Source organism: Bradyrhizobium sp. SZCCHNRI2009, from assembly GCF_032485115.1.
GTDB lineage: Bacteria > Pseudomonadota > Alphaproteobacteria > Rhizobiales > Xanthobacteraceae > Bradyrhizobium.
Genome location: NZ_JAUEUH010000002.1, coordinates 149,263 through 173,798, shown reverse-complemented (window position 1 = coordinate 173,798; position 24,536 = coordinate 149,263). Strand labels below are relative to the sequence as shown.

Annotated in this window: 21 protein-coding genes; 12 read left to right on the top strand and 9 right to left on the bottom strand. The window is 64.5% G+C overall.

Annotation, left to right across the window (positions count from 1 at the left end; translation table 11 throughout):
* The first annotated feature begins 1 nt into the window (after position 1).
* The 4 genes from QX041_RS08325 to QX041_RS08310 all read left to right on the top strand — a co-directional run bounded on the left by QX041_RS08325 (position 2) and on the right by QX041_RS08310 (position 3,655).
* Complete coding sequence (locus QX041_RS08325) at positions 2-1,585, top strand: NAD(P)/FAD-dependent oxidoreductase (protein WP_316164914.1); 1,584 nt, start codon at positions 2-4, stop codon at positions 1,583-1,585.
* 37 nt (positions 1,586-1,622) lie between these two features.
* On the top strand, positions 1,623-1,796 hold the full coding sequence (locus QX041_RS08320; RefSeq protein WP_316164913.1) for a hypothetical protein: 174 nt from the start codon (positions 1,623-1,625) through the stop codon (positions 1,794-1,796).
* A 14-nt stretch (positions 1,797-1,810) separates the two neighbouring features.
* Complete coding sequence (locus QX041_RS08315; RefSeq protein ID WP_316164912.1) at positions 1,811-2,953, top strand: iron-containing alcohol dehydrogenase; 1,143 nt, start codon at positions 1,811-1,813, stop codon at positions 2,951-2,953.
* A gap of 105 nt (positions 2,954-3,058) precedes the next feature.
* Entirely contained in the window at positions 3,059-3,655 is a 597-nt protein-coding gene (locus tag QX041_RS08310) for a helix-turn-helix domain-containing protein (protein WP_316164911.1), read from the top strand.
* Positions 3,656-4,557: 902 nt separating this feature from the next.
* Here QX041_RS08310 and QX041_RS08305 read toward each other — a convergent pair.
* The 6 genes from QX041_RS08305 to QX041_RS08280 form a co-directional block, all read right to left on the bottom strand.
* Entirely contained in the window at positions 4,558-5,604 is a 1,047-nt protein-coding gene (locus QX041_RS08305) for a hypothetical protein (RefSeq protein ID WP_316164910.1), read from the bottom strand.
* A gap of 1,056 nt (positions 5,605-6,660) precedes the next feature.
* A complete protein-coding gene (locus QX041_RS08300) occupies positions 6,661-7,578 on the bottom strand; it encodes an MBL fold metallo-hydrolase (RefSeq protein WP_315724110.1) in 918 nt (305 codons plus the stop codon).
* A 72-nt stretch (positions 7,579-7,650) separates the two neighbouring features.
* Positions 7,651-8,856: an NAD(P)/FAD-dependent oxidoreductase gene (locus QX041_RS08295; protein WP_316164909.1), complete on the bottom strand. Its 1,206-nt coding sequence runs from the start codon at positions 8,854-8,856 to the stop codon at positions 7,651-7,653.
* Positions 8,857-8,895: 39 nt separating this feature from the next.
* Positions 8,896-9,885 (bottom strand): alpha/beta hydrolase, encoded by a 990-nt coding sequence (locus QX041_RS08290; protein WP_315724106.1) that lies wholly within the window; start codon positions 9,883-9,885, stop codon positions 8,896-8,898.
* Positions 9,886-9,984: 99 nt separating this feature from the next.
* Positions 9,985-10,938 (bottom strand): AraC family transcriptional regulator, encoded by a 954-nt coding sequence (locus tag QX041_RS08285; RefSeq protein ID WP_316164908.1) that lies wholly within the window; start codon positions 10,936-10,938, stop codon positions 9,985-9,987.
* Positions 10,939-10,998: 60 nt separating this feature from the next.
* On the bottom strand, positions 10,999-11,748 hold the full coding sequence (locus QX041_RS08280) for an SDR family oxidoreductase (protein WP_316164907.1): 750 nt from the start codon (positions 11,746-11,748) through the stop codon (positions 10,999-11,001).
* A 138-nt stretch (positions 11,749-11,886) separates the two neighbouring features.
* Here QX041_RS08280 and QX041_RS08275 point away from each other — a divergent pair, with 138 nt between their 5' ends.
* From QX041_RS08275 to QX041_RS08265, 3 genes are all read left to right on the top strand, one after another.
* Positions 11,887-13,464, top strand: a complete 1,578-nt coding sequence (locus tag QX041_RS08275; protein WP_316164906.1) for a winged helix-turn-helix domain-containing tetratricopeptide repeat protein — start codon at positions 11,887-11,889, stop codon at positions 13,462-13,464.
* Between the two features lie 250 nt (positions 13,465-13,714).
* Entirely contained in the window at positions 13,715-13,945 is a 231-nt protein-coding gene (locus QX041_RS08270) for a helix-turn-helix domain-containing protein (RefSeq protein WP_315726599.1), read from the top strand.
* An 822-nt stretch (positions 13,946-14,767) separates the two neighbouring features.
* A complete protein-coding gene (locus tag QX041_RS08265) occupies positions 14,768-17,395 on the top strand; it encodes a spermidine synthase (protein ID WP_316164905.1) in 2,628 nt (875 codons plus the stop codon).
* Positions 17,396-17,399: 4 nt separating this feature from the next.
* Here QX041_RS08265 and QX041_RS08260 read toward each other — a convergent pair whose 3' ends face one another.
* The 3 genes from QX041_RS08260 to QX041_RS08250 all read right to left on the bottom strand — a co-directional run bounded on the left by QX041_RS08260 (position 17,400) and on the right by QX041_RS08250 (position 20,592).
* The gene (locus QX041_RS08260) at positions 17,400-18,023 is read right to left on the bottom strand and encodes a 2OG-Fe(II) oxygenase family protein (RefSeq protein WP_315752560.1); all 624 of its coding nucleotides are present in this window, start codon (positions 18,021-18,023) and stop codon (positions 17,400-17,402) included.
* Between the two features lie 93 nt (positions 18,024-18,116).
* A complete protein-coding gene (locus tag QX041_RS08255; RefSeq protein WP_315717488.1) occupies positions 18,117-18,446 on the bottom strand; it encodes a hypothetical protein in 330 nt (109 codons plus the stop codon).
* A gap of 121 nt (positions 18,447-18,567) precedes the next feature.
* Positions 18,568-20,592: a hypothetical protein gene (locus QX041_RS08250; RefSeq protein WP_316164904.1), complete on the bottom strand. Its 2,025-nt coding sequence runs from the start codon at positions 20,590-20,592 to the stop codon at positions 18,568-18,570.
* A 281-nt stretch (positions 20,593-20,873) separates the two neighbouring features.
* On the opposite strand from QX041_RS08250, the gene QX041_RS08245 reads away from it, so the two are divergent.
* Genes QX041_RS08245 through QX041_RS08225 form a run of 5 tightly spaced genes read left to right on the top strand, consistent with a single transcriptional unit; the run spans position 20,874 to position 24,519 of the window.
* Complete coding sequence (locus QX041_RS08245; RefSeq protein ID WP_316165434.1) at positions 20,874-21,758, top strand: peptidylprolyl isomerase; 885 nt, start codon at positions 20,874-20,876, stop codon at positions 21,756-21,758.
* Complete coding sequence (locus tag QX041_RS08240; RefSeq protein WP_316164903.1) at positions 21,755-22,735, top strand: HupE/UreJ family protein; 981 nt, start codon at positions 21,755-21,757, stop codon at positions 22,733-22,735. The genes QX041_RS08245 and QX041_RS08240 overlap by 4 nt, the downstream gene beginning before the upstream one ends.
* 17 nt (positions 22,736-22,752) lie before the next feature.
* Entirely contained in the window at positions 22,753-23,364 is a 612-nt protein-coding gene (locus QX041_RS08235; protein WP_316164902.1) for a HupE/UreJ family protein, read from the top strand.
* Positions 23,361-23,981, top strand: coding sequence for a HupE/UreJ family protein (locus QX041_RS08230; RefSeq protein ID WP_315717477.1), 621 nt, complete (start codon positions 23,361-23,363; stop codon positions 23,979-23,981). Before QX041_RS08235 ends, QX041_RS08230 begins: the two co-directional genes overlap by 4 nt.
* A gap of 46 nt (positions 23,982-24,027) precedes the next feature.
* Positions 24,028-24,519 (top strand): prepilin peptidase, encoded by a 492-nt coding sequence (locus QX041_RS08225; RefSeq protein WP_315768965.1) that lies wholly within the window; start codon positions 24,028-24,030, stop codon positions 24,517-24,519.
* Positions 24,520-24,536 lie beyond the last annotated feature (17 nt).

Genomic DNA, 24,536 nt, shown 5'->3' with positions numbered 1-24,536 from the left:
AATGTCCAAGAGCTACGACATCGTGGTCATCGGGTCCGGCCATAACGGCCTGACGACCGCAGCCTATCTGGCCAAGGCAGGCCTGAGCGTGCTCGTACTGGAAAAGAATGACTGGCTCGGCGGTGGCGTGGTGACCAAGGAAATCTTGGCGCCCGGCTTCAAGTTCGACCTGCATTCGTCGCTGCACGTCAACATCCAGGCCAATCCACTGATCAGGAATGACGAGCTGAAGCTTCAGTCCAAATACGGCTTGAAATATCTTTACCCGGACGCCGTCTATTCGACGATGTTCGAGGACGGCTCCTCCCTCGTCACCTATAAGGATGTTGACCGGACCTGCGAGAGCATTGCCAGGATTTCGCCCAGCGACGCCGAGGCCTACCGCCGCTTTGCGGCGATGAGCATGAAGATCGTGCCGATGGTGACGCAGAGCCTGTTCACGCCCGCGCCGCAGCAAGGGCCGTTTTACGCCCTGCTCGACCAGAGCGTGGAGGGACAGGAGATTTTCCGCGCTCTGCAGATGAGCAAGCTCGACATCTGCCGCGAGTGGTTCGAGAGCGACAAGCTGATCATTCACCTGCTCAAGTTCGCAGCGGAGACGCTGACCGCGCCAGAGGACATGGGCACTGGATTCATCCTCTACACCATGCCTGGGATGGTTCACACGTATCCGATCGGCGTCCCGGTCGGCGGCAGCGGCGCACTGGTCGACGCATTGGTCGCCTGCCTTGAGGATCATGGCGCGGAGCTTCGGACGGAAGCACCGGTCGAAAAGGTACTGGTCCAAAACGGCCGCGCCACCTCGGTCCGTCTGGCGTCCGGCGAAGAGATCAAGGCGCGTGCAGCTGTTATCGGCCAAATTCATCCTTGGCTGATCGGCGATATGGTCGAGAAAGTGGCGCCGGATGTCGTCGCCCGTGCCAGGCGAGTCAAGACCGGCGCCTTCTCCATCATGCCCCAGCATCTCGCGCTTAACGAACCCCCAAAATACAAGGCCGGCGCCGAGGCCGGCCGGGTGATCCTCGCCAATTATGCACCGCCCACGCTCGAGCGATTTCTGCGCGTCTTCGACAATTATCGCTACGGCGATATGTGGAGCGAAGGATCGACCGACACCATTCTTGCCTCGCATATGCAGTGCCAGTTCGATGAGACCCAATGTCCCCCGGGCAAGGCCGCGATCACCGTCTATGGCTTCGGTCCGTTCGACCTGCGGACCGGTGCGGCATCCTGGGACGAGCGCCAATGGGAAATCGGCGACTGGCTGCTGGAGCGTTACCGCGAATATGCGCCCAACGTCACCCATGAGAACATCATCGGCCGCCGGTTCGATACGCCATTGGAAGTGTCACGGCATTCATCGATGTTCCAGAAGGGCGACGTGAGCGGGGCCGGCGAATATCTGCACCAGATCGGGGGCCACCGTCCCAATCCCGAGCTCGCGAAACTGAAGATACCGGGGATCGAGAACCTCTATCTCACGGGGACCGCGATCAACGTATCGAGCGTCAGCGGCGCAGGCCGCGCGACCGCGATCAGGGCATGCCAGGATCTGAAGATCAACTTCGACAGCTTGATCGGGTGAGGCGATGCGGATCTTCACACCGGAAGGGACCGAGCTGATGACGATCACCAGCGTCGATGCAACGGAGGACGGGCTTGTCATCGGCGGCACGATCATGGGCGCCATGCCGATGAAGGGCGTCCTTCGCGGCAACGAGCTGCGGGCCGGCTACAGGTTTCTGAGCTGGGCTCTCGTTGTGAGAGCATTGCGCATGGTCCTCGCCGGAAAATGATCACAGGATTGCAGATGGTCGCATCACTGCAACTTCCCCGCACCGTGTTCGGCGCCGGTGCACTGTCCTGCCTCGACGAGGAGCTCGATCGTCTGGGCATGAGGCGGCCGATGCTGGTGACCGACCACGGGATCACGACGGTCGGCCTGGTCGATCGCGTCACCGCTGCGCTCAAACGGGGCCCGGCCGCGGCGATCCTGAACGACGTGACCGAAAATCCCCTGTTCTCGGACGCTGACCGGGGTGCGGCGCTCTACAGAACAAGCAATTGCGATGGCGTGATCGCGCTCGGCGGCGGCTCGGTGATCGACACGGCCAAATACATCGCGCTGCTCGCAACCAACCCTGGAAGCGTAACCAACTATGCCGGCAATCCCACGGCCAAGCCTCGGCGATGCGCCCCGCTTGCAGTGATTCCGACCACTGCCGGGACAGGAAGCGAGGCATCGCCCGATGCCGGCATCCACCCGGACGCCACGACCGCCTCGACGGGAATGAGTTCGCCCGCCATCGTGCCGCATTTTGCGATGCTCGATCCGGAGCTGTCGTTGACGCTGCCGCCCCGGCTCACCGCGGCCACCGGAATCGATGCGATCTCACACTGCGTGGAAGGTTATCTTTCCAGCCGAATGTTACCCTTTGCCGACGCGCTTGCATTGGACGGCATCCGACGAGCAATGGCGGCCATCCGAGACGCAACCCAACGCGGCGGCGACCTTCGCGCACGATCGGAGATGATGGCCGCGGCCTATGCAGGCGGCGTAGCCATCAGCATGGGCCTAGGACCGGCGCACGCCATCGCGATCACCTGCGGCGACCAGGGCTTCCATCATGGACTGTTGAGCGGCATTGGCCTGGTCTGCTCGTTGGACTCCGTCTGCTGTCACGCCTCCGATCGGGCCGCGGCTATTGCGGGGGCGATGGGACTCTCCCCCGGAGCGTCGCTTTCCGCGGCAATCGCCGTGTTGATGCGGACCTTGAACCTGCCGGCGACCTTGGCCGAACTTGGTTACCGGGGGGCCGACGTCTCAGCTTTGGGTTCGCGCGCACATGCGAGCCCCTTCAACCAGACCGCACGCTACCACCCGTCTGCGGCGGAATATACGGAGATGATTCAGCGCTCATTGGATGGGATAATCGGAGCCGCCGCAGCCTGACCGTGCTATTGCCGTGACATGAGCACGTACTCGCCCCGGACGAAGAAGAGCCGTCACTTTCAGGACGCAAGTCAGGACGACACCAAGCGCCTGCGGACTCGAGCGTTGATCCTGGACACGGCTATCGCGGTCATGGCCAAAAAAGGAATCGAACGCACGTCCGTCATGGAAGTCGCCGAGCAGGCCGGGCTCTCCAACGGAAGCTTCTATTATCACTTCCGAAACAAGACGGAGCTGGTCGAGGCCGTTGCCGGCGCCGTCGCGGCCGCATTGGTCCGCGAGGTCGACGAGGCGATTTCTGGAATTGAGCAGGGCACCGAGCGGGTTGCGCTCGCAACGATGCTGTTCATCGAACGCGGTCTGCAGGATCCGATATGGGGGCGCCTGATCGTCCACGCACTCTCCGATCTCGGAGAATTTCGTGAGCAGATCTTTGCGGGCATTCGCAAGGATGTCGGCATCGGCATCCGCCAGGGTTATTTTAAGACGGTCGATTCGCCGGCCCTGTATGCGATGCTGTTGGCCATCGTCAGCGCCTCGATGCGCGAAGCATTGGTCAAAAGAGACGACTCGATTCCAGCAATGGCGGCCCAGGCCATCCTGCGGGTGCTGGGCATCGATATCGTGGCGGCCGAGACCGTCGTGACCAATGCGAAACAAACATTGCGCAAGGGACATGTCTGGAGCCGGCGCCCACAGTGAGCCTGAACTGCCCATGATGAATGGCAGCACATGCCACCAACCACCTTTGCCGCATCCGGCCCCACCGCGGTCCGTATCTCACCGAGGACAATGCGGCTTTGCCGTTGCGTTCTAAATAAGCTGCTGCGAACACCTCATCATTCGCGAACAACCTGCGTAAGCTCACACCGCCCCGTTGTGTCAGCAACGCCTGATGATAACCGCCATGATGCGAAGCGGCAGCGGGGGTCGTCGGGCCCTCGGCTCCCGTGACCAGGATGCGTATCGTTCAATCCGGCCGGGCGGTATCAGCCGCACGAACCACGCGCGGATCGATGCGTCCAAACGGACCCGGCCTGTCATCGGCCCTTGAGCTTGAGAAATATCAGACGGAATTGAGCCGCCTATGCCGCGTGGACGTTGCTTCCTGGGCCTGCGGAGGCCGAAGGATCGCGCAACGGGATTGCCGGCTGGCAGAGCCCCTGCGCGCCTCGCAATGAATCTGCAGCCCTCAGGAAGCGAGAACTTCAATTCAGATCGCGAGAGCCGACAGCTTTCGGGGCCCCTAAACCGACGCAAACTCACCACCGATCGAGAACGAGACGGGCAATTCCATTCGTATGCGCGCCCAAACGCCGGCAAGTTATTGACGATATTCGATTTGTCGATCAATCGGCAAGACTGCTGTATTCACTCAGGATGTCTTATGTAAATACGTGTTCAGCGGAATTGCTGGCTTCACCCAATGAGATAGCCGCATGCGGCCCGCGAAGCGTCAGCACCACAGGTGCATAGGGTGTGAGAAGGCCTTGCTTTGTTCTTCTGGCCTTCGGCTGGAAGTCTGCGCGTACGCAGGTTTGCTGCTCACCGATTTGGGGCAGACCCGTATCGCGCAATGAGCTTGCTTAGACGAAACGGCAAAGTCAGAATGAACCAGCGCGCCTGCTGTGAACTCCGGCAGCGAGCAGCAGCGCCACTGCCATCGGATCAAGGACGGCAACCAGCGCCAGCGTGAGCAGCCGGACCGCTCGCTCGAAGTCCGTGGCGGGTATGCCAATCAGCTCGGCGAGATAGCGTATCGGTCCGACCTCAGCCTCGGCGCGCCGGCGCTGCGCGTCAATCTTGGCTTTTTCGATCTGTAGATTGGCGAGAGCCTGGGACTCACGCTGCCGTTCCGCAGCGATGTCGGCACGTTCGCGACGCCTCTGGTCAACAATCGTCATCGCTCCGACTGGCCTGCCAAGGCGCGTCGCCTCGTCGACGGCCGCGTCCATCTGGGCAATACGCCGGTCAATGTCGGTGACCACTCGGCTCTGCATCCCGAGGCGGGCCTCGACGTCTGCGGTTCTGTCGGCAAGGGTGAGATCTCTGGATGCCATATGGTCGAGGTGAGCGCGGGTGAGGAAGCCGAATACGCCAATGGCGTTCAGGCCCATCAACACACCAATCATCAGGACGAGGACGAACCTCAAGAGGGACGGCGCAGACGTCCAATGCTCCGTCAGCCAGGCCGCCGCCACGAGCTTTCCGGCCTCCAGCACGGCGCCCATCATGATGACAGGCCAGAAAGCCCCGGCGAAGATCGCGGTCAGGCCGTCGATAGAAAAGGCAGCCGATACACAAGCCAGCGCCAGAGCCACAATCAAAGCAGCGAGCTTGACGCGTGTCAGGGAACGACGGCCTTCCTCCGCTCCGGACATCCCTGTAACGCCGGCGGCGTCCGTAGCGACGGCAGTACCATCTGTAACGATCGACGTCGCGGTCCCCGTTACATTGATCGCTTCAGCGTTACGACTGATCAGGCCCGCGTGCTCCCAGGCTTTCAGGCGACGACTGGTCCGCATCCTGTTCCAGCCCCACTGACGTCCGAGCTCCGCGGCGCTGACCGTCACGCGTCCGTCGGGCTGAGAGCGCAGCCAAGCCAGCGCCTCCATATCATCGAATGGATGGGGCGGAACGGACTCGGTCATGATCAGATGCTGCTCCTTGCGTCTCGGCCCCGCGCGTTCGGAGGCACGCCAAAGGCCGGCTGCTCCAAAACGATAACGCAGAACTCAGTGGCCGGAACGGGGAGCTGCCTGCCCGGACCGGGATCGGTCATCTCTTCTGCTCGCCCCGTGGAGAGAATACGGAGAGGCCTGGGCGTAGCGGTGCCGGATGGCGGACGATTCTGCCCGACGGTTGGCGAAAGCGGATCAAGGCTCGCGAGCCCCGCCCTCCGCGCAGGTGTCCCGCAAAGGTGGCACGTCCGAGGCCAGAGCGGAACGGCCGAATTGCGCGACGTCGCACGCTACAGCCCTGCCCTTAACGGCCACGATGCGCGCCGTTGCTGCCGAGCTGCCGCCGCTCGACACTCAGTCTGGTCCATCCGTGTGGGCGATTTGCGTGCGGCTTTAACACCAGTTTTCCTCGATGCTGGACCGGTCCGTGTTGAACTGATGCTAGCGGGCCGTCCGACTTTCCATCTCGGATCTGCGGACGAATTGCATCGCCGATGCAGTTCGATCGCTCTGGTTTCTGTCGATAGATCGCCAAGACCCCGCGGCCGTATGCCAACGGTCAGACCAGAGCCGCAGCAGAGATGCTGCCTGAGACTCACTCCTCGTGTAGCCACCGCACGGTGTCTGAGCGCAGTTCAGACTTGGATTTGAGAGGAGCGAGCGTAGAGCGGGTTCGACGGCAAGATAAAAGCGCCTCTCCGCGGCGTAGATTCGGCGGTCGTAAGTTCTGTTGCTCACTTATTGCAGTATGGCACTGCTCCGACACTCACAGTGTTGCTAGAAGAAGAAAGACCCGAGAGATCAACGTGCCGGATGGCACTAATCGCAGCCTAGCGAGCCGGTTCGCAAAATTGGGAAGACCTAGCCGTGAGCCCATGGAGGACCGCTGCCGGATCACCGGAACCAGTTAGAGCTCGCGCCTAAGCGCGATCGGCGAAGCCGGCTGACCAGCCTTGCAAACTGCGGCGCAGGCACACTCCGTTGGTGATGTCCTGCGCCGCAGCCCGGCTTCAATCCGGTGAACGATTAGTAGTCCCAGTAGATCGGCACGAACCGAAACACGTTACCTTCGCGCCCGACGCGTCCGATGGACGGGAACGGCATATGGGTGGCGACCAGTAACTCGCCCGTCTTCGCCAAGTCCCGCAGCAATCCCTCGCGAACGCGCGTTGCCTCGTCCGGGTCGTGCTCGAAGCCGTTGTGCCAGTCGGGATGGTCGAAGCCGACCGTGAACACGGCGTCGCCCGCGAAGGTCATCGCTTCGCCGCCGGACGTCAGGCGGACGATGCTGTGTCCCGGGGTGTGACCGCCGGTGCGGCGGACGACGACGCCCGGCGCGACTTCATGCTCCTCGTCGAACTGCCGGATCTGGTTGTGGTACTCCCTCGCGAACCGCTTCGCGGCTGCGCGCAGCGCGTCCGGGAAGCCTTCCGGCATCGCCGTTCGCGAGAAATCCGGCGCCCGCCAGAATTCGACTTCGGCGGCCGCAACATGGATCTGCAGGTCCGGCCGCAGCCGGTCTTTCACGCCCTCGACCAGCAGGCCGCCGACGTGATCCATGTGCATATGGGTCAGCACGACGTCGGTGACGGACGCGAGATCGATGCCGGCGGCGTCGAGGCGTTTGATCAGCTGTCCGGCCCGCGGCAGGTTCAGGTCGGGATCCGACCCGAGCCCTGCGTCGATCAGGATGGTCTTGCCGCCGCTCCGGACGACGACGGCATTCAGGGCCCAATCGAAGGCGTCGGTCGGCAGGAACATGTCCTTGAACCAAGCGGCCCGCGCCGACGGCGCAGCGTTGTGCCCGAGCATCGTGGTCGGCAGCGGGAGCACCCCGTCGCTGATCACCAGCACGTCGATCTCGCCGACCTTCAGGGCATAGCGCGACGGCACCAGTTCATCCGGCTTCGGTGTGACGAGGTGTGAGGTGTTTTGCAGATTCATGTTGGTCTCCTGTTGTAGGTTATTGAAGGCTGGTTTCATCCCTGAAGACGTCCGGCTCGTTCGGTGAGGCGGTCAGAGATCGGTGACGCGTTCCGGATCGGCGGAGGCGAGCGCGGCGGCACGTTCTGCAAGCGGCGGGTAGATCCAGGCGGTGTTGATCTCGCGTTTGGTCTTCTTCGCTTGGTCGCCGACCATCTCGATCGCCCGATCCCAGCCGCGTGTAAACAAAGCGCCGGCCTCGCCGAGATCGAGGCAGGTGACGTAGGCCGCCTGGTGATAAGGCGCGGTCGGAACGCCGAGCAGTTCGGCGGCGGCGTTATTGCCGGCGAAAGCGCCCATCCGCGTGGCGTGCTGGCACGACATTAGCGCGTAGTTGCCGGCATCATCACAGGCGGCACGCGCAGCGTCGCCGGTCGCGAAGATGCCCGCCGCGCTCGGCACGCGCAAGTCGCGGTCGACCAGCAGCCGGCCGAAACTGTCGCGCTCGGCTGGAATCTGCGCGGTCAGGGGCGCGGCACGCATGCCGGCAGCCCAGATCACGGTCTCGGCTGCGATGCGCTCGCCACCCGACAAGGTCACGCCGGACTGGTCGAGCGACGCAACGCCGACTCCCAGCCATGTCTCCACGCCGATCCGCTTCAATGCGTTCTCGATGACGGGACGCGCGGTTTCGCCCATGTCGGGGGCGATGACCGGATTGCGCTCGACGATGACGACGCGCGGCCGCGCATCGGGGCCGAGAATGGCGCGGAGCCGCGCGGGCATCTCGGTGGCTGCCTCGATGCCCGTGAACCCGCCGCCGGCGACGACGACCGTGTCGCGGCCATTCCCGGCCGGCCGGCCGGCCAGTCCGTGCAGGTGCCTGTCGAGGGCCACCGCGTCGTCCAGCGAGTCGACGCTGAAACCGTACTCGGCAAGGCCGGGAATGCTCGGACGAAACAGCCGGCTGCCGGTGGCCACGACCAGGCGATCGTAGGCGAGCCGCGTTCGTTTGCCCCCGGGTGCCGCTATGCTCACTTCGCGCGCCGCAGCATCGATCGCCTCGGCGGTGCCCTGCACATAGACCACGTCGATCGCCTCGAGCACATCCAGCAGCGGCGCCGTCAGCGTTTCGGGGTTTGGTTCGTAGAGCCGCGGACGGACAACCAAGGTCGGCTCCGGGGCGATCAGCGCGATCTCCAGCGCCTCGGGCGAAACGCCGTGGATGTCGCGCAGCCGGGCGGCGGACAATGCCGCATACATACCGGCGAAGCCGGCACCGATGACGACCAGTCGCATTTTGTGTCTCCTGTGATTGGATTGGATCGATGCAGAGGATCAGCCGGCGATGAAGGCCGACAGGTCGGCATTCACGATCGCTGCATGGGTGGTACAGATGCCGTGCGGCAGGCCGTCGTAGATTTTCAGCGAGCTGTTCTTCAGCAATTTCGCCGAAAGCGGCGCCGAGTCCGCGACGGGCACGATCTGGTCGTCGCTGCCGTGCAGGACGAGGGTCGGCACCGCGATGGCCTTGAGGTCTTCGGTGAAGTCGGTTTCGGAGAACGCCTTGATGCCGTCGAGATGCGCCTTGGCGCCGCCGCTCATGGCCTGACGCCACCAGTTCCAGATCACGGCCTGCGACGCCGTGGCACCGGGGCGGTTGTAGCCAAAGAACGGACCGCTCGCGAATTCCAGATAGAACTGCGCCCGGCCGGCGGCGAGCTGCCGGCGCACATCGTCGAGAACGGCGATCGGCAAGCCGCCGGGATTGTTCTCCGTCTTGACCATCAGCGGCGGCACGGCGCTGATCAGCACGAGCTTCGCGACACGGCCGCGGCCGTGACGCGCGACGTAGCGGGCGGCTTCGCCGCCGCCGGTGGAATGTCCGACATGGACCGCATTTCGCAGGTCCAGATGGTCGACGACCGCGGCAGCATCGGCCGCGTAGTGATCCATGTCGTGGCCTTCGCCGACTTGGCTCGAACGGCCGTGACCGCGGCGGTCATGGGCGATCACGCGAAACCCCTTGCCGACGAAATGCAGTATCTGAGTGTCCCAGTCGTCGGACGAGAGCGGCCAGCCGTGATGGAAGACGATCGGCTGACCCGATTTCGGCCCCCAGTCCTTGTAGAAGATCTTCACGCCGTCTTTGGTCGTTACGAACGCCGTCGGATCCACCGCTTGCGCGGCGAAGGTCGAGCTTCTTGACTCCTCGCCGATCGCGGTCGTGGAACGGACGCTGAGCGAGACCGCGGACATCACCGAGGTCGCGAGGATCTTCCGGCGCGTGGTGTTCACAATCCGATTGAGCGGCTTGTTCAAGGGCATTGGTCATCTCCGATTGGTGGGCTTGGACACGATGATGATCTAACAAACCCTGTGTGCTGGTGCCCCAGCGCGGTTGCGGCGACTAAAGAGCAATTGCTGCTAACGCGCCCGCCGGCGCCAATCGGTAGGGGTGTCCCCGGTCAGCCGCTTGAATGCAGCAGCAAACGCGGTCTGCGAGGCGTAGCCGAGCGCGGCCGCGACCGTGACGACGGACACGTCCGGGTCGCGCAGCATCTGCATCGCCTGCTCGAGCCGGCGCTGGCGGAGCCAGGCGTGCGGCGAGAGCCCGGTGCTTTCCTTGAAGGCGCGGCAGAAATGGAAGCGCGACAGGCCGGCGTCCGCGGCGAGCGCCGCAAGCGAGACGTCCGCGTCGCTCTCGGAGCGAAGCCGCTCGATGGCGCGCATCAGCACTCTCGGCGCCAGACCGCCGACGATGGGCTGGACCGCGGTCGGCGCGCCGGTGTGCGCGGCCAGCAGACGCGTGGCGAGGAGGTCGGTGAGTTGCTGTCTGAACAGCGAATCCAGGGCCTCGCTGCCTTCCAGGACGTCGGCCGCGCTCAGCAGCAGGCGGGACGTGATCGGGTCGGGATGCGCGGTCCGTTCCAGGAGATCGGCCGGCCTGTTGGTTTCGGCTTCGTCGGCCACACGAACCAGCGTGCTGTGCGGAAGATAGAGCTGCACGACATCGACCGGCTTCGGGATGTCCCATCGCGAGCTCGCGCCCTCGGGAATGATGATCACGACGCCGGGACGAAACGTGCCCGCCGAGACGAAACGTCCCGACCGCCGCTCCATGCGCTGAACCACGCCGTTGTAGGCCATGATGACGTGGTGGGTCATCGGCTCGACGACGTCGTGGAGCGGGTCGTGCTTCCAGTGCGTCACCCCGCCGCCGGTCGCGTCCAGTGCCATGCGAAATGGCTCGGTGCCGAGCACGCGGGCCATCTCGGCGTCCGCGAGAGGGCGGTTGGCCGACGGGCGAACGGCTTCGCGCGGTTCGGGCGCTGCCGCCGTCTCCTCTCCCTCAAGATCGTGTGGAACAGCCTTGGTCATGTTCATCTCGCACGAGGAGCGGCGTGGCGGTTGCCGGAGAGCACCGCCGGCCGCGCTGCGTTACTGGCGAAGGGAGGAAAGCCAATCGGCGAAGCGGATGACGCCGAGCCGCGGATGGTCGCCCGGCGTGAGCGATCGGTCGTCCAGCTCCGCGCCGAAATAGCGGGCGTGGATATCGGCGACGACCTTGCGCGGGTCGTTGATCGCGGCGAGGTATCTGCGGCCGAAGTCGTCGAGGCTGAGCTGCTCCGGGCCGGCCAGTTCGATGATGCCGTCGATCGGCGGGGCCAGCGTCACGGCGGCCAGCGCGGCAGCGACATCGTCCGCGGCGACCGGCTGAAACAGCGCCGGCGAGAGCCGGGCGACTTGTCCATGCGTGGAGGTCGCGACGATATCGTCGGCAAATTCGTAGAACTGTGTGGCGCGGAGGATGCTGTAACGACGCCCCGAATTCCGGATCAGACGCTCTTGGGCGAGCTTGCCGCGGAAGTAACCGCAATCCGGAAGGCGATCGGTCCCGACGATGGACAGTGCGACGTGGTGCTGTACGCGCGCGGCGATTTCGGCCGCAAGGACATTGCGGGTGGACCTCGTGAAGAATTCCAGAACCGCGCCGTCCTCGAACGACGGTGAATTGGCGACATCGACGACAACGTCCGCGCCCGACAGCGCGAAGTCGAGCCCGTCACCGGTGACGGCGTCGACACCCGTGCGGGGGGAGGCCTGAACGACATCGTGCCCCTTGCGGCGCAGCAAGCCGGCAAGCTTGGTCCCGATCCGGCCTGTGCCCCCGACGACAACGATCTTCATGCTGATTTTCCTCGACTTTTCCAGCCGGAGACGGCCTTATTGCGACGGCGAGGATGAGCTGATGCGGGCAGGAAAGCCTTGCGGACGGGCTGAATCGGCCTTCAATTCTCATTGGATTTTCGTCCAAGCGGAGCGGCTTTGCGTTTCCTGTTCGAAGATTTTTGCCTGGATGCGGAGCGGCGCGAGCTGACCCGTGGCTCGCAGCTCGTCGCGGTCGGGCCGAAAGTTTTCGACCTTCTGCTCTACCTGGTCCGCAACAGGGATCAGGTGGTGACACGGGACGATCTGCTGACCGCCGTCTGGCAGGGTCGCATCGTCTCCGAATCGACATTGACGAGTCACGTCAACGCCGTGCGCCGGGCAGTCGGAGATAGCGGCAAGGAGCAGCGCCTGATCCGGACGATTTCGCGCAAGGGAATGCGCTTCATCGGGCAGGTCCGGCAGGACGAGGTGTCCGCCACCGCCGTAGACGCCCGATCGCATTCTTCGGCGGGCGACCAGCGGCCGACGCTGTCACTCCCGGATGCTCCCTCCGTCGCGGTGCTGCCGTTTCGTAACCTCAGCGGCGATCCCGGGCAGGACTATTTTGCGGACGGCGTCGTCGAAGACATCATCACTGCGTTGTCGCGGATCGGCTGGCTGTTCGTGATCGCCCGCAATTCGAGCTTCACCTACAAGGGACGCACCGTGAATGAGCAGCAGGTCGGCCGCGAGCTCGGCGTGCGCTACGTCGTCGAAGGCAGTGTGCGGCAGTCCGCGAACCGGGTACGCATCACCGGGCAACTCGTGGACGCGACCACCGGCACTCATCTGTGGGCGGATAGGTTTGAAGAGACGATCGACGACCTTTTCGAGCTTCAGGACCAGATCGCAACCAGCATCGTCGGCGTGATCGCCTCACAACTCGAGCGCGCGGAAATCGACCGCGCCCGGCGAAAGCCGACGGGGAATCTGAGCGCGTATGATCACTATTTGCGCGCGATGCCGCATTTGCACCGCGGGACGCGCGACGCGATCGACGAGGCTTCGCTTCTGTTTCAGAAAGCGCTTTCGCTCGATCCCAGTTTTGCCTCGGCCCATGCGATGGCGGCGTGGTGCTATTGCCTGCGAAAGATCAACGGCTGGATGACCGATCAGTCCCTGGAGTTCGCCGAAGGGATCCGGCTGGCTCGTTCGGCGATCGAATTGGGCAGGGATGACGCCGTCGCGCTGACCCGCGCGGGGCATACGCTGGCCCATCTGGACGGTGATCTGGAGGGCGCGGTTGCATTGCTCGACAGGGCGCTGCTGCTCAACCCCAATCTGGCGGCGGCCTGGTTCTTGGGCGGCTTCCTGCGGGTTTTGCGCGGTGATCCCGAGAGCGCTATCGATTTCTTCACACGTGCGATGCGATTCAGCCCGCTCGATCCAGAGATGTTCCGGATGCAGGCCGGGATGGCGATGGCGCATTTGTTCGCGGAGCGCTTCGAGCTGGCTCTGTCCTGGGCCGAACGATCGTTCCGGCAATTGCCGAGTTCAGGGTTCGTCGTGCTGATCATCATCGCGTCGCACGCGCTTGCCGGGCGGATGGAGCAGGCGAAAGACGCAGCCGCGCATTTGCTCAAGCTGCATCCCGCGTTTCGGATGTCCAATCTGGAGAATTGGATACCGATCCAGCGGCCTGAGCATCGGGCTACGTTCAAGAAGGGGCTGCGGCTGGCGGGCCTGCCGGAGTGAGAGCGCAGCTTTACGACCCGTCAATCGATCGCTGAGGTGTGCTTCTGGCCTGAAGCTGACGATATCACTCATCGAAATGAGATGCGGTTTCTTGAGCACACCGGACATCGCGACGCTAGATCGAAGTGGACGATACGCCTTTGTACCGCCGTTCGCTTTCTCTTTCACTATCCACGAGTACGTCTGGCTATCGAGCGCCGCTGGGACCGGAAAATACTGCATTCATGGTCGCGTGATCGGGAGTGATGCAATGGAGGATCGAAAATACCTGACACCGGAGGAAGTCTCGGATCGCTACCGTGGCGCAGTGAGCGTCGGAACACTCCGGAACTGGCGAGCAATGCGCGTTGGGCCGGCCTTCGTCAAAATCGGGAAAGCGGTCCTATATCCGATTGGTGAACTCGACGCGTGGGACAAGAGAAACACGGTGTCCTGCCGTGCGCCAGGACGGTCGCCGGTGACTGGGCATGATCAGGCGTGATGATCACGATTTGTCGCGCGCTACCGTCCCCACTCTCCGTCCCCCGTTGATGGGGCATCTTCCAAAGTTCTCGTTCTGTCAGTTATTTAGCTGCGGCGCTACGCTCATGCACAACAACCCTGCCGGCGACCCTCGACGTCGCAAACGGATGTGCAGACGAACAAGGCGTTCGTTCACATCGCCAGCCACTCGGCATTTCCGCGACACCATGACGGCCAAGAGCAGCGTCCCGACAAAGCTTCAATGCAGGACCGACAGTTTTCGGCGAGCGCCGGCGGCAATTTCGTGAGAACGAAAGCGAAAGAATAGTAGAACATGCGTGCACAGGATTTGCACACGCCCTTCACCTAACTATTTGATTTCAAAAAGCTCTCTGTCCAATCCATCATCGGCGCGACGGAGAAGCGCCAAGACGTTGATTCCACTGTTTTATTCGAGACATCAGCCATTAGAAGTGTACCAGAGCCACCCGATCACCGCGCATTTACACTGGTTTCCACCGATTTCGACCCGTTTTTCGTGCGCAGCACAACAATGCCGGATCGGAGAGGATCGATGGTTTACCGAATTCAACCACAACGTTCCGCAGATCGCGGCTGCGTCTGGTCATCGCTCCCTGACGGGTCTCATGCGATACAACCATCTGCGCCGAGCCGCGTGCTCCCACAGCTTCTGTCAAACCACCGTCACGAAACACGAACACAAGGAAACGATCTCGACCTTGGCGGCCCATGCAGCCGAGCTTGATCCCGCGCCCGGAGCAGTATCCCGCACGGCGCGCTGCATCCGAAGACCGATCACGGGAATTGCAGGTACCAAATCTTGACCGAGGCACGCCACGCAGACCCGCGCGACAATGATCTGGTCGCGGAGAAGCAAGGCGCCCGGTCTTCCGGCGTCGATCTCGTCGCCCGCCAGAGCATGGCTCGGCTGAGAACGCTGAAGCTGCTGATTGCAGCATCCGGCCTCGCCGGGCTGGGCTATGAGATCGTCTGGACGCGCCAGCTCGCCCTCGCCCTGGGCACGGAGATGATGGCCGTGCTCGGCGCCATCGCAGGATTTTTTGCCGGGCTGGCGGTGGGCGCCTTCATCCTCGATGGCCGGATCCGCCGCGCCGCCAATCCGCACCGGGTGTATGCCGTCCTCGAAACGGTCATCGGCCTGTGGGGGCTATGTGCGGTCTGGCTGCTTCCCGCGTGCGCGCGCGCCCTCGCGCCGCTTCTCGGCACGGCGCCTTCCCCCATCTTGTTGTGGAGCGCGAGCTTCCTGCTGCCGACGCTGATGCTGTTGCCGGCGACGGTGGCGATGGGCGGCACGCTGACCGCGCTGGAACGCATGATGTCCGCGGCGCATGGCACGCGGCCGGTCAGCGCCGGCGTCTATGGCGCGAACACCGCCGGCGCCGTCGCCGGCACGCTGCTGTCCACCTTCGTGCTGATCCCCGCGCTCGGATTGTCGGCGACGCTGCTTTGCCTGGCAGCCGTCAACGCAGCCTGCGCGCTCGCAGCGCTTCGCCTCGACCGAGCCCCAAAGGTCGACGCTCGCGCGCGCGACGATCGCAGGCGTGCTGTCGCCGGCCTCCGCCTGACAGGAACCCTGTTCGTCACCGGCCTGCTCGGCATCGTGTTCGAAGTGCTGGTCGTGCGCCTGGCCGCGCAGATGATGCAGGACACGGTCTACAGCTTCGCCTGTCTGTTGGCCGCCTACCTGCTGGGCACTGCGATGGGCGGCATGATCTGGCAGCGCGTGGGGCACACGGTTGCGCGCGGCAGAACCGCGTTGATCAGCGGCACCGCGCTCGTCTGCCTCGGCACGGCGCTCGTGACGCCCTTGCTGGGCGGCCTCGCTGACAGCGCTGCGAGCCTCGGCGTCGTCGGCGAGCTCGGCATTGCGCTGGCGCTGTTCCTGTTGCCTGCGATGGCGATGGGCGCCTTGTTCGGCCAGCTCATGCAGGATGTCCGCAACGTCAGGGGATCGGTCGGCTGGGCCGTCGGCATCAACAGCCTCGGCGCAGCCATTGCGCCGCTGGTCGCGGCACAGCTGCTGATTCCCGCTTTCGGCACTTGGAGAGCATTGGTCCTCGTTGCCGTCGGATATCTTCTGCTGCTGCAGCCCCGACGCGCTGCGCTGCGCTGGGCGGCGGCGCCCGCTCTGCTTGCACTCGCGCTGTTGTGGCTTCCCGCCCCGCTGCTCATCAGGGTCCCGCCGGGCGGCAAGCTTCTGGCCGTGCGCGAGGGACCGATGGCGACCGCGAGCGTCGTCGACGACGCCTCAGGAGCACGCTATCTCGAGGTCAACGGCCACTTTCGCATGGGCGGCACCAGTTCGGTCCGATCCGATTTCCGCCAGGCCATGCTGCCGTTGCTCTTGCATCCAGCGCCGCGCAAGGCCCTCTTCCTCGGTGTCGGCACCGGCGCGACCGTGCTCGGCGCCGCGCAGATGCCGGATCTCGACGTGCGCGCGGTCGAACTCTCTTCCGAAGTCGTCGCGCTGTTGCCCTGGTTCGACAACCCTGCGGCCGAGAAGGAAAGGCCGCCGATCTCCGTTGCCGATGCCCGGCGCTTCGTCATCGCCGATGACGGACGCTACGACGTGATCGTGGCCGACCTGTTCCACCCGGCGCTCGATGGCAGCGGCGCGCTGTACACGGTCGAACATTTCGCGGCCGTCAAGCGGCGACTGGCGGCCGAGGGCGTGTTCTGCCAGTGGCTGCCGCTCTATCAGCTCGATGCGCCGTCGCTGCGCGCGATCATCAGGAGCTTTCTCGCAGTCTTTCCACAAGGGTCCGCCTGGCTGAACCATTACAGCGTGCGCACGCCGATGCTGGCTCTGATCGGATCAGGCGCCCCGAGCCCGATCGCCCCCGAACTCGTCGCCGCACGGTTCTCCGACCGGAAGCTTCACCCGATCATTCAACCTCTCGGCTTCGATCAGACGGTCGACCTTCTGGGCCAGTATGTCGCCGGCGCGAAAGCACTCGCGAGCTTCGCCGGTCCGGGACCGCGCAACACCGACGATTTCCCATTCGTCACGTTCGACGCGCGCAGCAACGTCCACGCTCTCTCGGCGGCCCCATGGCAATTGCTGCTGACGGTCCTGAGCCAGACAAAGACCGACGCGGCCGATTTGCTGGAAGACTCGAAACGCGGAATGTGGGAGCAACGACTCGGCGCCTATTGGCGGGCTCGCAACCAATTCATCCAGGTCGGCGCGGCGCTGACCGGCGAACCGCGCGGGCCGGCGCTCATCGCAGCCGCCGCGCCCGGTCTCCTCGATTCCATTCGCGCCAGCGCCGAGTTCGAGCCGGCCTATGCGCCGCTGATGAGCATGGCAAAAGCGCTGCTTGCATCGGATCGCGCGGCTGCTGAACGCCTGCTTCGGGCAATCGACTCCGCCGCGCCGTCGCGACGCGAAGCGCGCGACCTGCTGTCGCGCGAGTTCGAACGATAGAGCGTCAGGACGCGAAGCTGACGCGGTAGCCCCAGCAATCCAGATGATCAGGAATCGCGTTGAAAGCGATCGTGATACGTTGGTCGCCCTGATTGCGCGGCACCTCGTGGTAGAGATAGCTTGGGAACAGCACGAGATCGCCGGGCTCCGCCTCCGGCAGCACGTATTTGCCGGCATTGAACGGGCCGACCGCGGCGCTGCGCGTGTGATGGCGGAACGAGAAGTCGCTGCCGCCGGGCGGCCGCACGAACACGGTGCGGCTGCCGGGGTGAGACGGCGTCAGATAGAAGATGCCGGAGATGAAGCTGTTGGCGTGGGCGTGCAGGGTCTGGTTGCCGCCGGTCTCCAGCATGTTCGTCCACATCTCCTTGACCGTCCAGCGCAGCTTCTCGCCGAACAGCAGCTCGCCGAAATCGATCAGCTTGGGCACGGCGAGCTCGGCGATGGTCTGAAACAGATTGTTGGCGCGGGGATCGGCGACCTCGGTGTGGAACAGTTGTCCGGACCGCAGGTTGTTCTCGATCTTCGAATTGCGGATGGCTGCCACCGCCGCGTCCTTGAGCTCGGCGCTCAAGAGCCCAGGCGAACGCAACAACGGTATCGGAAAAAGAGCTTCGATCTGGTCCATGTCTCAAGGCCTTGCACGCGCCGCAACGGGACCGACAATTTGCCGACTTGCATGACAGCCGGATGACGAGAGTGGAGAAGCGGTGCGCGCCCGTCAGCGCGTCGGCATTTCGTCGGCACTGAGAATGTTGAGCCGCTCGCCGGGCCTCAGGCTGTGGGGCCGGTCGCGCACTTCCAGCACGGCCCTCTCGGCCTTCTCGACACAATCATCGAACTCGCCATTGCCGGCCTCGACCAGCGCCTGCTGAATGTCCCGCTCGGCGAAATAGCGCGACACGTCGTCCGCCGGCAGGGTCGCCGCCTGTGCGCGGGCCTCCGCCACTGCGGCGTCGCAGACCTCCTGCGTCGGCTCCTCGTCATGCGCCGATGCGACTGCGATCGTGAGGACTAGGACGGCGAGACTCACGGCGGACAAACGAGACATCACCTCGACGAACCCCAGGAAAAAAGCAGGTTGCAAAGACGAAGCGCCGGTTCGCAAACCGGCGCTCGGAGTGAGCAGGATCCGACGGGACGACATGTCCCGCCGGATTGGTGCCGATCAATCAGTCGCGGTTGAACGCCCAGCGACCCCAGTGGCCCCAGTGACCCCAGTGGTCCCAATCGTGCCAGTGGTGATGCTCGTGAGCCAGCTTGCGGGCCAGCTCCTGATTCTTTTCGACCAGCAGCTTGGGCGTGCTGTAGGTTCGGACGAAGATCGGGTTCGCGTAGAACCAGACGTTCGACCAGGCCTGCACGTCGTTGGTCACCTTCTTGACGCCGCCGACCGTGCCGAGGTGCGAGGGACATGCCGGATCGGTGCAACCGACGGTGGCGTTGTTGGCATCGAGCAGTGGATTGCCGGCGCTGTCGGACACGTTCGGAGTCGCCGGCGGGATGTTGGTGCCGCGGGCGCGGATGTAGAACGGTGTCTGGCCGGCGATGAAGGTGGTCGTGAAGCTGAGGCGGGTCGAACCGTCGCGCAGCTTGTGGCTCCGCATCTTGGTCGCCTGGATCTGCTTCGCGATCTTGGCCGACGGGTTGTAGACGATGGCCGCACCATCGACACCCTTGGCATTGGCCACCGCATAGCCCGGGGCGCCCGGCGCGATCGGACCGGTGATGTCGCCGGTAATCAGATCGACGTGGTCGAGATAGGGCTTGTTCAACGGCTGCTTGATGCCGACCGGCAGCAGCAGCGGATTGTTGAAGCCGTACGGGCTGTTGTTGGAGGCCGGAACGGTCATCTCCATCTCGAGCGTGACCTTCTCGCCCGGGCGCACGACGAGCGTCTCGCCCATCGTCTTCCAGTCATCGTCCCCCTCACCCTTCGCACGGAACTCCATATCGGAGCCGATGATGTCGGCGTTGACCGAGTAGGAATTACCCGAGCGCATGCCGTCGATGATCGACTGCTGGGAGAAGCGCCGCTCGTTCGGCACGTACAGCCTGGTATACTCGCCGGGGATGAAGTCCGCCGTCGTGCCGGGATCGCGCGCGCCATAGACGCCGCGGCTGTGCCAGTCCGAACTCTGGAACAGGAAGAAGTTGCGGCCTTCGCCGAGCAGACCGTCCCACAGCCCGCCGACCTTGGCGGTGTAGACGCCCTGCATGCCGTAGGTGCCGCCGCCGACTGCGCCCGAGCCATAGGAGCCCGAGCCGCCGTTCACGCCGCCCTCGGCCATGTGACCCGGGGCTTCGATGCCGAACGCGACCGTCGGGCCGGCGTTGTTGAAGTCACGGAAGTGCTCGATGTTGTAGCCGGCCGAGCCATTCGGATTGAACGGTCCCTGCCGCTCGGTATGGGTCGGCACAGCATAGGATTGCAGCGGGTGGTTCGCCTGCAGCCAGGCGATGCCGGCGACGGCCTTCTGGTGACCGGCCGTGCCGGAATTGTTGACATTGTCCTTGCCGGCCCAGACCGGGTTGTTGCTGGCATCGACCGGACCGATGGCGTCGGTGTCGGCGCGGTCGAAGCGATATTCGAACTCGGCCATCTTGTCGGCATTGCCGTAACCGCGCGGGTTCTGGCCGGCGATCACGGCGACGTCGCCATGCTCGTGGCCGGGCAGGATCCACTCCAGGCCCTCGACCAGCACCTTGTTGTAGGTCGCGGTGCGATTGACGATGGTTGGGTACTCGATCTCCTTGATCGACTGCCAGCGCCACATCTTGGCGCCGGTATCGGTGCCGTTCGGCGTGCCCTTCAGGCTGGTGATCGTAATGCCGTCGATGGTCTTCCCGAGCGTCTGGCTCCAATACGTCGTCGTATTGTCGCCCGGGATGTTGGCGCTCGCATCGCTGAAGCGGCAATCGCGGTTGCCCGAACCGCCGTGGTTGCCGAGCGTGAACCAGTCGAGATCGAAATTGTTGCCGCCAGCCGCCGCGGTGCCCTTGCCGACCGAGCGGTCGATCGCATAGCCGGCAGCAACCGAACCGTCGGTGCAGGTGTTGTGGTTGTGCATGTCGCCCGCGACATACGGATTGTTCTTGGTCGTTTCCCCCCAACGCTCCCCAGCGTCGGCGCTCTGTGACAGGGCCAGCGAGACCGAGGCCGCTGTCAGCAGGATTGTCTTGGTAGATGGAACCATTATCGTCGCCCCTAAAGAATTCGATCGATCTCCAAACCGAGATGACAACGCGACCGATGCGCCGTCGTCATTCGCGGCGCGACCAAACCAAAACTCGGAGACAGTTTGTTGAAGGATTTATTTTTGCCGGTGCCTTCCCCACGAACATCGCGGTCCGCAGTCGTTGCGAAATTTTTGTGACACTGACGTTTGCCCGGTGACAACGGCAAGTGTGCCGTTGCATATACGCGCCGCGCAACGAGCGCGGTCCGAGTTGTAAAGAACGTATGTCAGCCCCTGCCATGTCGAATGCGGCGCAGACCTTCGAGAGCGCCCCTGCACGCTCCAATCAGCAAGATGGCAACAGCTCTTCCCCTGCGCGATCATCATCCGTGACCGCCCTGCGCGGGCTCAGCAGGGAGCCGCTCCTGCACTTCCTCGTTCTCGGTGGCCTGATCTTCGCGGCCGATGCCATCATCCACCCGCCGGCGAAGGACGAGAAGGTCATCACCGTGACCAAGGCCCTGCGCCAGTCCTTCATCGACACGTTCGACGAGGACAAGCAGCGGACCCCGAGCGAGGCCGAGCTGCAGAAGATGGTCGAGGCCTGGGTCGCCAGCGAAATCCTCTATCGGGAAGGCAAGACGCTCGGCGTTGACCGCGGCGACGAGATGATCCGCGACCGTGTCGCGTTCAAGCTGCAATATCTGATCTTCGATCAGGTGCGCGTGCCACAGCCGAGCGAGGAGCAGTTGCGCGCCTGGTTCGCCGACAATCATGCCCGGTTCGACGAGCCCGAGCGTGTCAGCTTCTTCATGACGCCACCCAGCGACGAAGCGACGGCGCGGCGCTATCTGGACGACATTCGCGAGCAGCGCGAATCCGAGGAGCTGCGCGATCAGACGCGCGCGATTCTCGACCGACCGGTGCCGAGCCTGGCCGCCGGCTTCGGCGACGGCTTCAGCGACGGCCTGCTCAAGGCGCCCCTCCAGGAATGGACCTTGCTGCAGTCGAAGGACGGGTGGCACGTGGTTCGTCTCGACGCCCGGAAGCCGGGCGCCCCGGCGAAGCTCGAGGACGTCAGCGCCGAGGCGGCCAAGATCTGGCACACCGAAGAGACACGGAAACGGGCCTGGGAGGCGGTGAGCCGGCTCAAGGCCAACTACACGATCAGGTACGAGCCGTGACCGGCGCGCGCGCCCTGATCGCCATCGTGCTCGCGCTCGCAGCGCTGCTGCCCGGGCGGCCGGCGGCTGCGCATCAGGCGACGATCGCCGTGCTCGAGTTTCGCGAGATGCGCTCCGGCGTCTATATCGGGCGATGGACGACCTTGCCGAAGGATGGCGTCAACCGCATCGATCTCAAGATGCCCCCGCATTGCTACCTGCGCCTGCCGGAGCTCAATTGCGGCGACAAGGGCCTCGTCGGGCAGATGACGATCGCCAATCTCGGCGAGGACATGTCGGCCGCCATCATCCGCGTGACGTCGCTCGCTGGAGAGACGCGCAGCTACACGATCTCTGCGGCCAATCCGGTCGTGACCGTGCTGGGCACCGATGCGCCGACGCTCGACACCTGGCTCGAGCTCGCCAAGACATACGTCAACCTCGGCATTGACCACATCCTGCTCGGCGCCGATCACCTGCTGTTCGTGCTCGGCCTGATCTGGATCGTCCAGGGCGGCTGGCGCCTGCTCAAGACGATCACGGCCTTCACGATCGGCCATAGCGCCTCGTTGGCCGCAACGGCGTTCGGATGGATCGGCGTCGCCGAAGGGCCGCTCAACGCCTGCATCGCGCTCAGCATCGTGTTTGTCGGCGTCGAGATCGTCAAACAGCAGCGCGGCGAGATCGGGCTGACCGCCCGCTACCCATGGGCCGTCGCTTTCAGCTTCGGTCTGGTGCACGGCATCGGCTTCGCCAGTGCGCTCGCAGGCCTCGGGCTCGAACGACGGATCCTGCCTGCGGCATTGCTCTTCTTCAATGTCGGCGTCGAGATCGGACAGATCCTATTCGTGCTGCTGGTGCTGGCGCTGATCTGGGCACATCGCCGCCTCGGCGCGGCGCTGCCGCGCTGGGGCGCCGAGCTGCCGGCCTATGCAATCGGCTCGGTATCGATGTTCTGGTTCCTGGGCCGCCTGGTGCGGGTTCTGGCGGCCGCATGATGACGAATGGGACGAACATGATCGCGCGCAAACTCCTGCACGCCGTGTTGGGTGCGGCGCTGCTCTCGCTGCTGACAGCGAATCCGAGCCTTGCCCACGAGCAGACGGGCGTCGGCGGCGGGCTGGCCAGCGGCCTGCTGCATCCCTTGACGGGGCTGGATCATCTGGTCGCGATGGTTGCAGTCGGCATCTGGGGCGCGCAGCTCGGCGGCGCGGCGATCTGGATCCTGCCGGTCGTCTTCCCGCTGGTGATGGCGTTCGGGGCCGTCCTGGGAATCCTCAAGGTCGGATTGCCCGTCCCGGAGCTCATCATCGCGCTGTCGGCGCTGGTGCTCGGGCTCGCGGTCGCGATCCGCATCCGTGTCCCGTTTGCAGTTGCGGCCATCATCGTTGCGATCTTCGCCATCTTTCACGGCCACGCGCACGGCGTCGAGCTTCCGACGGCGGCAAATCCCCTGGCCTATGGCTGCGGCTTCGTGGTCGCGACCGGTCTTCTCCACGCCTGCGGCATCACCATCGGCGCGCTCGCGCGCTGGCCCGGCGGCGAGCGCATCATCCAAGGCGTCGGAGCAGCCATCGCCGCGCTCGGCGGCTACTTCCTCGTCGCGAGCCTCGGAGTCGCGGCATGAGCACGTACCGCCGGACCGCCCTGCTCGCATCGGCGCTGCTGCTGACGCAAGCGCAGCTCGCTGATGCCCATATCGTGTCGGCCCGGCTCGGCGACTTCTACGCCGGCGCCCTGCACCCGCTGCTCGCGCTGCAGGACGTCGTGGTCTGGGTCGCCCTCGGGTTGCTGGCCGGCTCGCTCGGTACAGCGAGCGGACGCTGGCTGGTCGTGGTGTTCCCGCTCGGCTTGTGCACGGGGCTTGCACTCGCCGCCGGCTCTGGCGCAACGGCGGTGTCTCCACTCGGCGATGCCGCGACCATTCTGATTCTCGGGCTGCTGCTGGCGGCGGCCTTGCGCATTCCCGTGGTCCTGCTGAGCATGATTGCATTCGTGCTCGGCGTGATGCGCGGCGCCGCCAATGCCGGCGAGCTCGTGCCGCAGACCGACCGCCTCCTCTACGCCGCCGGTCTCGCCAGTGCGGGCTACGTCACCATCACCCTCGTGATGGCGCTGGCGGTCACCTTCAGGCGTCCTGAGACCGAGCCGGTATCGAGCTGGCGCGGGATCGCGGTGCGCGCAGTCGGTGGCTGGGTCGCCGCAATCGGCCTGATGATGGCGGGACTATCGCTCGCAGCCTGAGCTGGCCTATGCTCGGGCGATCCGACCCCGCGAATTCCAGGGCTGCGTGACCGACGCCATCAACATCGTTACGATCGTCGCGCTGCTCCTGACCTGCGCCGGACTGATCTGGACAGATCTGCGCAGCGGGCTGCTGCCGGACTGGATGAATGCGCTGGTCGCCGCCAGCGGCTTCGCAAGACTGGCGACGCTTGTCGATCTCCCCGAGGCACTGTGGAATTGCGCCGCAGCCCTCGCCCTCGGCTCGGCGCTGCTGCTGCTGCGGCTGCTCTACGCAATGGCCCGCGGCCGCCAAGGATTGGGCCTCGGCGACGTCAAGTTTCTGATGGCTGCGACGCTTTGGGCCGGCCTGCCAAATATGCCGATCCTGCTGCTCATCGCCGCGACGACGGCACTCGCCGCAGCGCTCGTCCTCTTCATCATGGGCCGCCGGCTGACAGGCCAAACGGCGCTGCCGTTCGGCCCGTTCCTCGTCCTCGGCCTGCTTGCCGTACTCGCTCTGCAGGCCACCGCGAGCGAATTGCTCGTGACCTTCTGAATGCGGTAAGCCGTGAC

Coding starts and splice junctions, on each gene's coding strand:
- QX041_RS08300 (WP_315724110.1), bottom strand. CDS start 7,578: ATGAATCTGCAAAACACCTCACACCTCGTCACACCGAAGCCGGATGAA.
- QX041_RS08250 (WP_316164904.1), bottom strand. CDS start 20,592: ATGGTTCCATCTACCAAGACAATCCTGCTGACAGCGGCCTCGGTCTCG.
- QX041_RS08230 (WP_315717477.1), top strand. CDS start 23,361: ATGAGCACGTACCGCCGGACCGCCCTGCTCGCATCGGCGCTGCTGCTG.
- QX041_RS08245 (WP_316165434.1), top strand. CDS start 20,874: ATGTCGAATGCGGCGCAGACCTTCGAGAGCGCCCCTGCACGCTCCAAT.
- QX041_RS08290 (WP_315724106.1), bottom strand. CDS start 9,885: ATGCCCTTGAACAAGCCGCTCAATCGGATTGTGAACACCACGCGCCGG.
- QX041_RS08235 (WP_316164902.1), top strand. CDS start 22,753: ATGATCGCGCGCAAACTCCTGCACGCCGTGTTGGGTGCGGCGCTGCTC.
- QX041_RS08305 (WP_316164910.1), bottom strand. CDS start 5,604: ATGACCGAGTCCGTTCCGCCCCATCCATTCGATGATATGGAGGCGCTG.
- QX041_RS08315 (WP_316164912.1), top strand. CDS start 1,811: ATGGTCGCATCACTGCAACTTCCCCGCACCGTGTTCGGCGCCGGTGCA.
- QX041_RS08255 (WP_315717488.1), bottom strand. CDS start 18,446: ATGTCTCGTTTGTCCGCCGTGAGTCTCGCCGTCCTAGTCCTCACGATC.
- QX041_RS08285 (WP_316164908.1), bottom strand. CDS start 10,938: ATGACCAAGGCTGTTCCACACGATCTTGAGGGAGAGGAGACGGCGGCA.
- QX041_RS08320 (WP_316164913.1), top strand. CDS start 1,623: ATGACGATCACCAGCGTCGATGCAACGGAGGACGGGCTTGTCATCGGC.
- QX041_RS08325 (WP_316164914.1), top strand. CDS start 2: ATGTCCAAGAGCTACGACATCGTGGTCATCGGGTCCGGCCATAACGGC.
- QX041_RS08295 (WP_316164909.1), bottom strand. CDS start 8,856: ATGCGACTGGTCGTCATCGGTGCCGGCTTCGCCGGTATGTATGCGGCA.
- QX041_RS08280 (WP_316164907.1), bottom strand. CDS start 11,748: ATGAAGATCGTTGTCGTCGGGGGCACAGGCCGGATCGGGACCAAGCTT.
- QX041_RS08270 (WP_315726599.1), top strand. CDS start 13,715: ATGGAGGATCGAAAATACCTGACACCGGAGGAAGTCTCGGATCGCTAC.
- QX041_RS08260 (WP_315752560.1), bottom strand. CDS start 18,023: ATGGACCAGATCGAAGCTCTTTTTCCGATACCGTTGTTGCGTTCGCCT.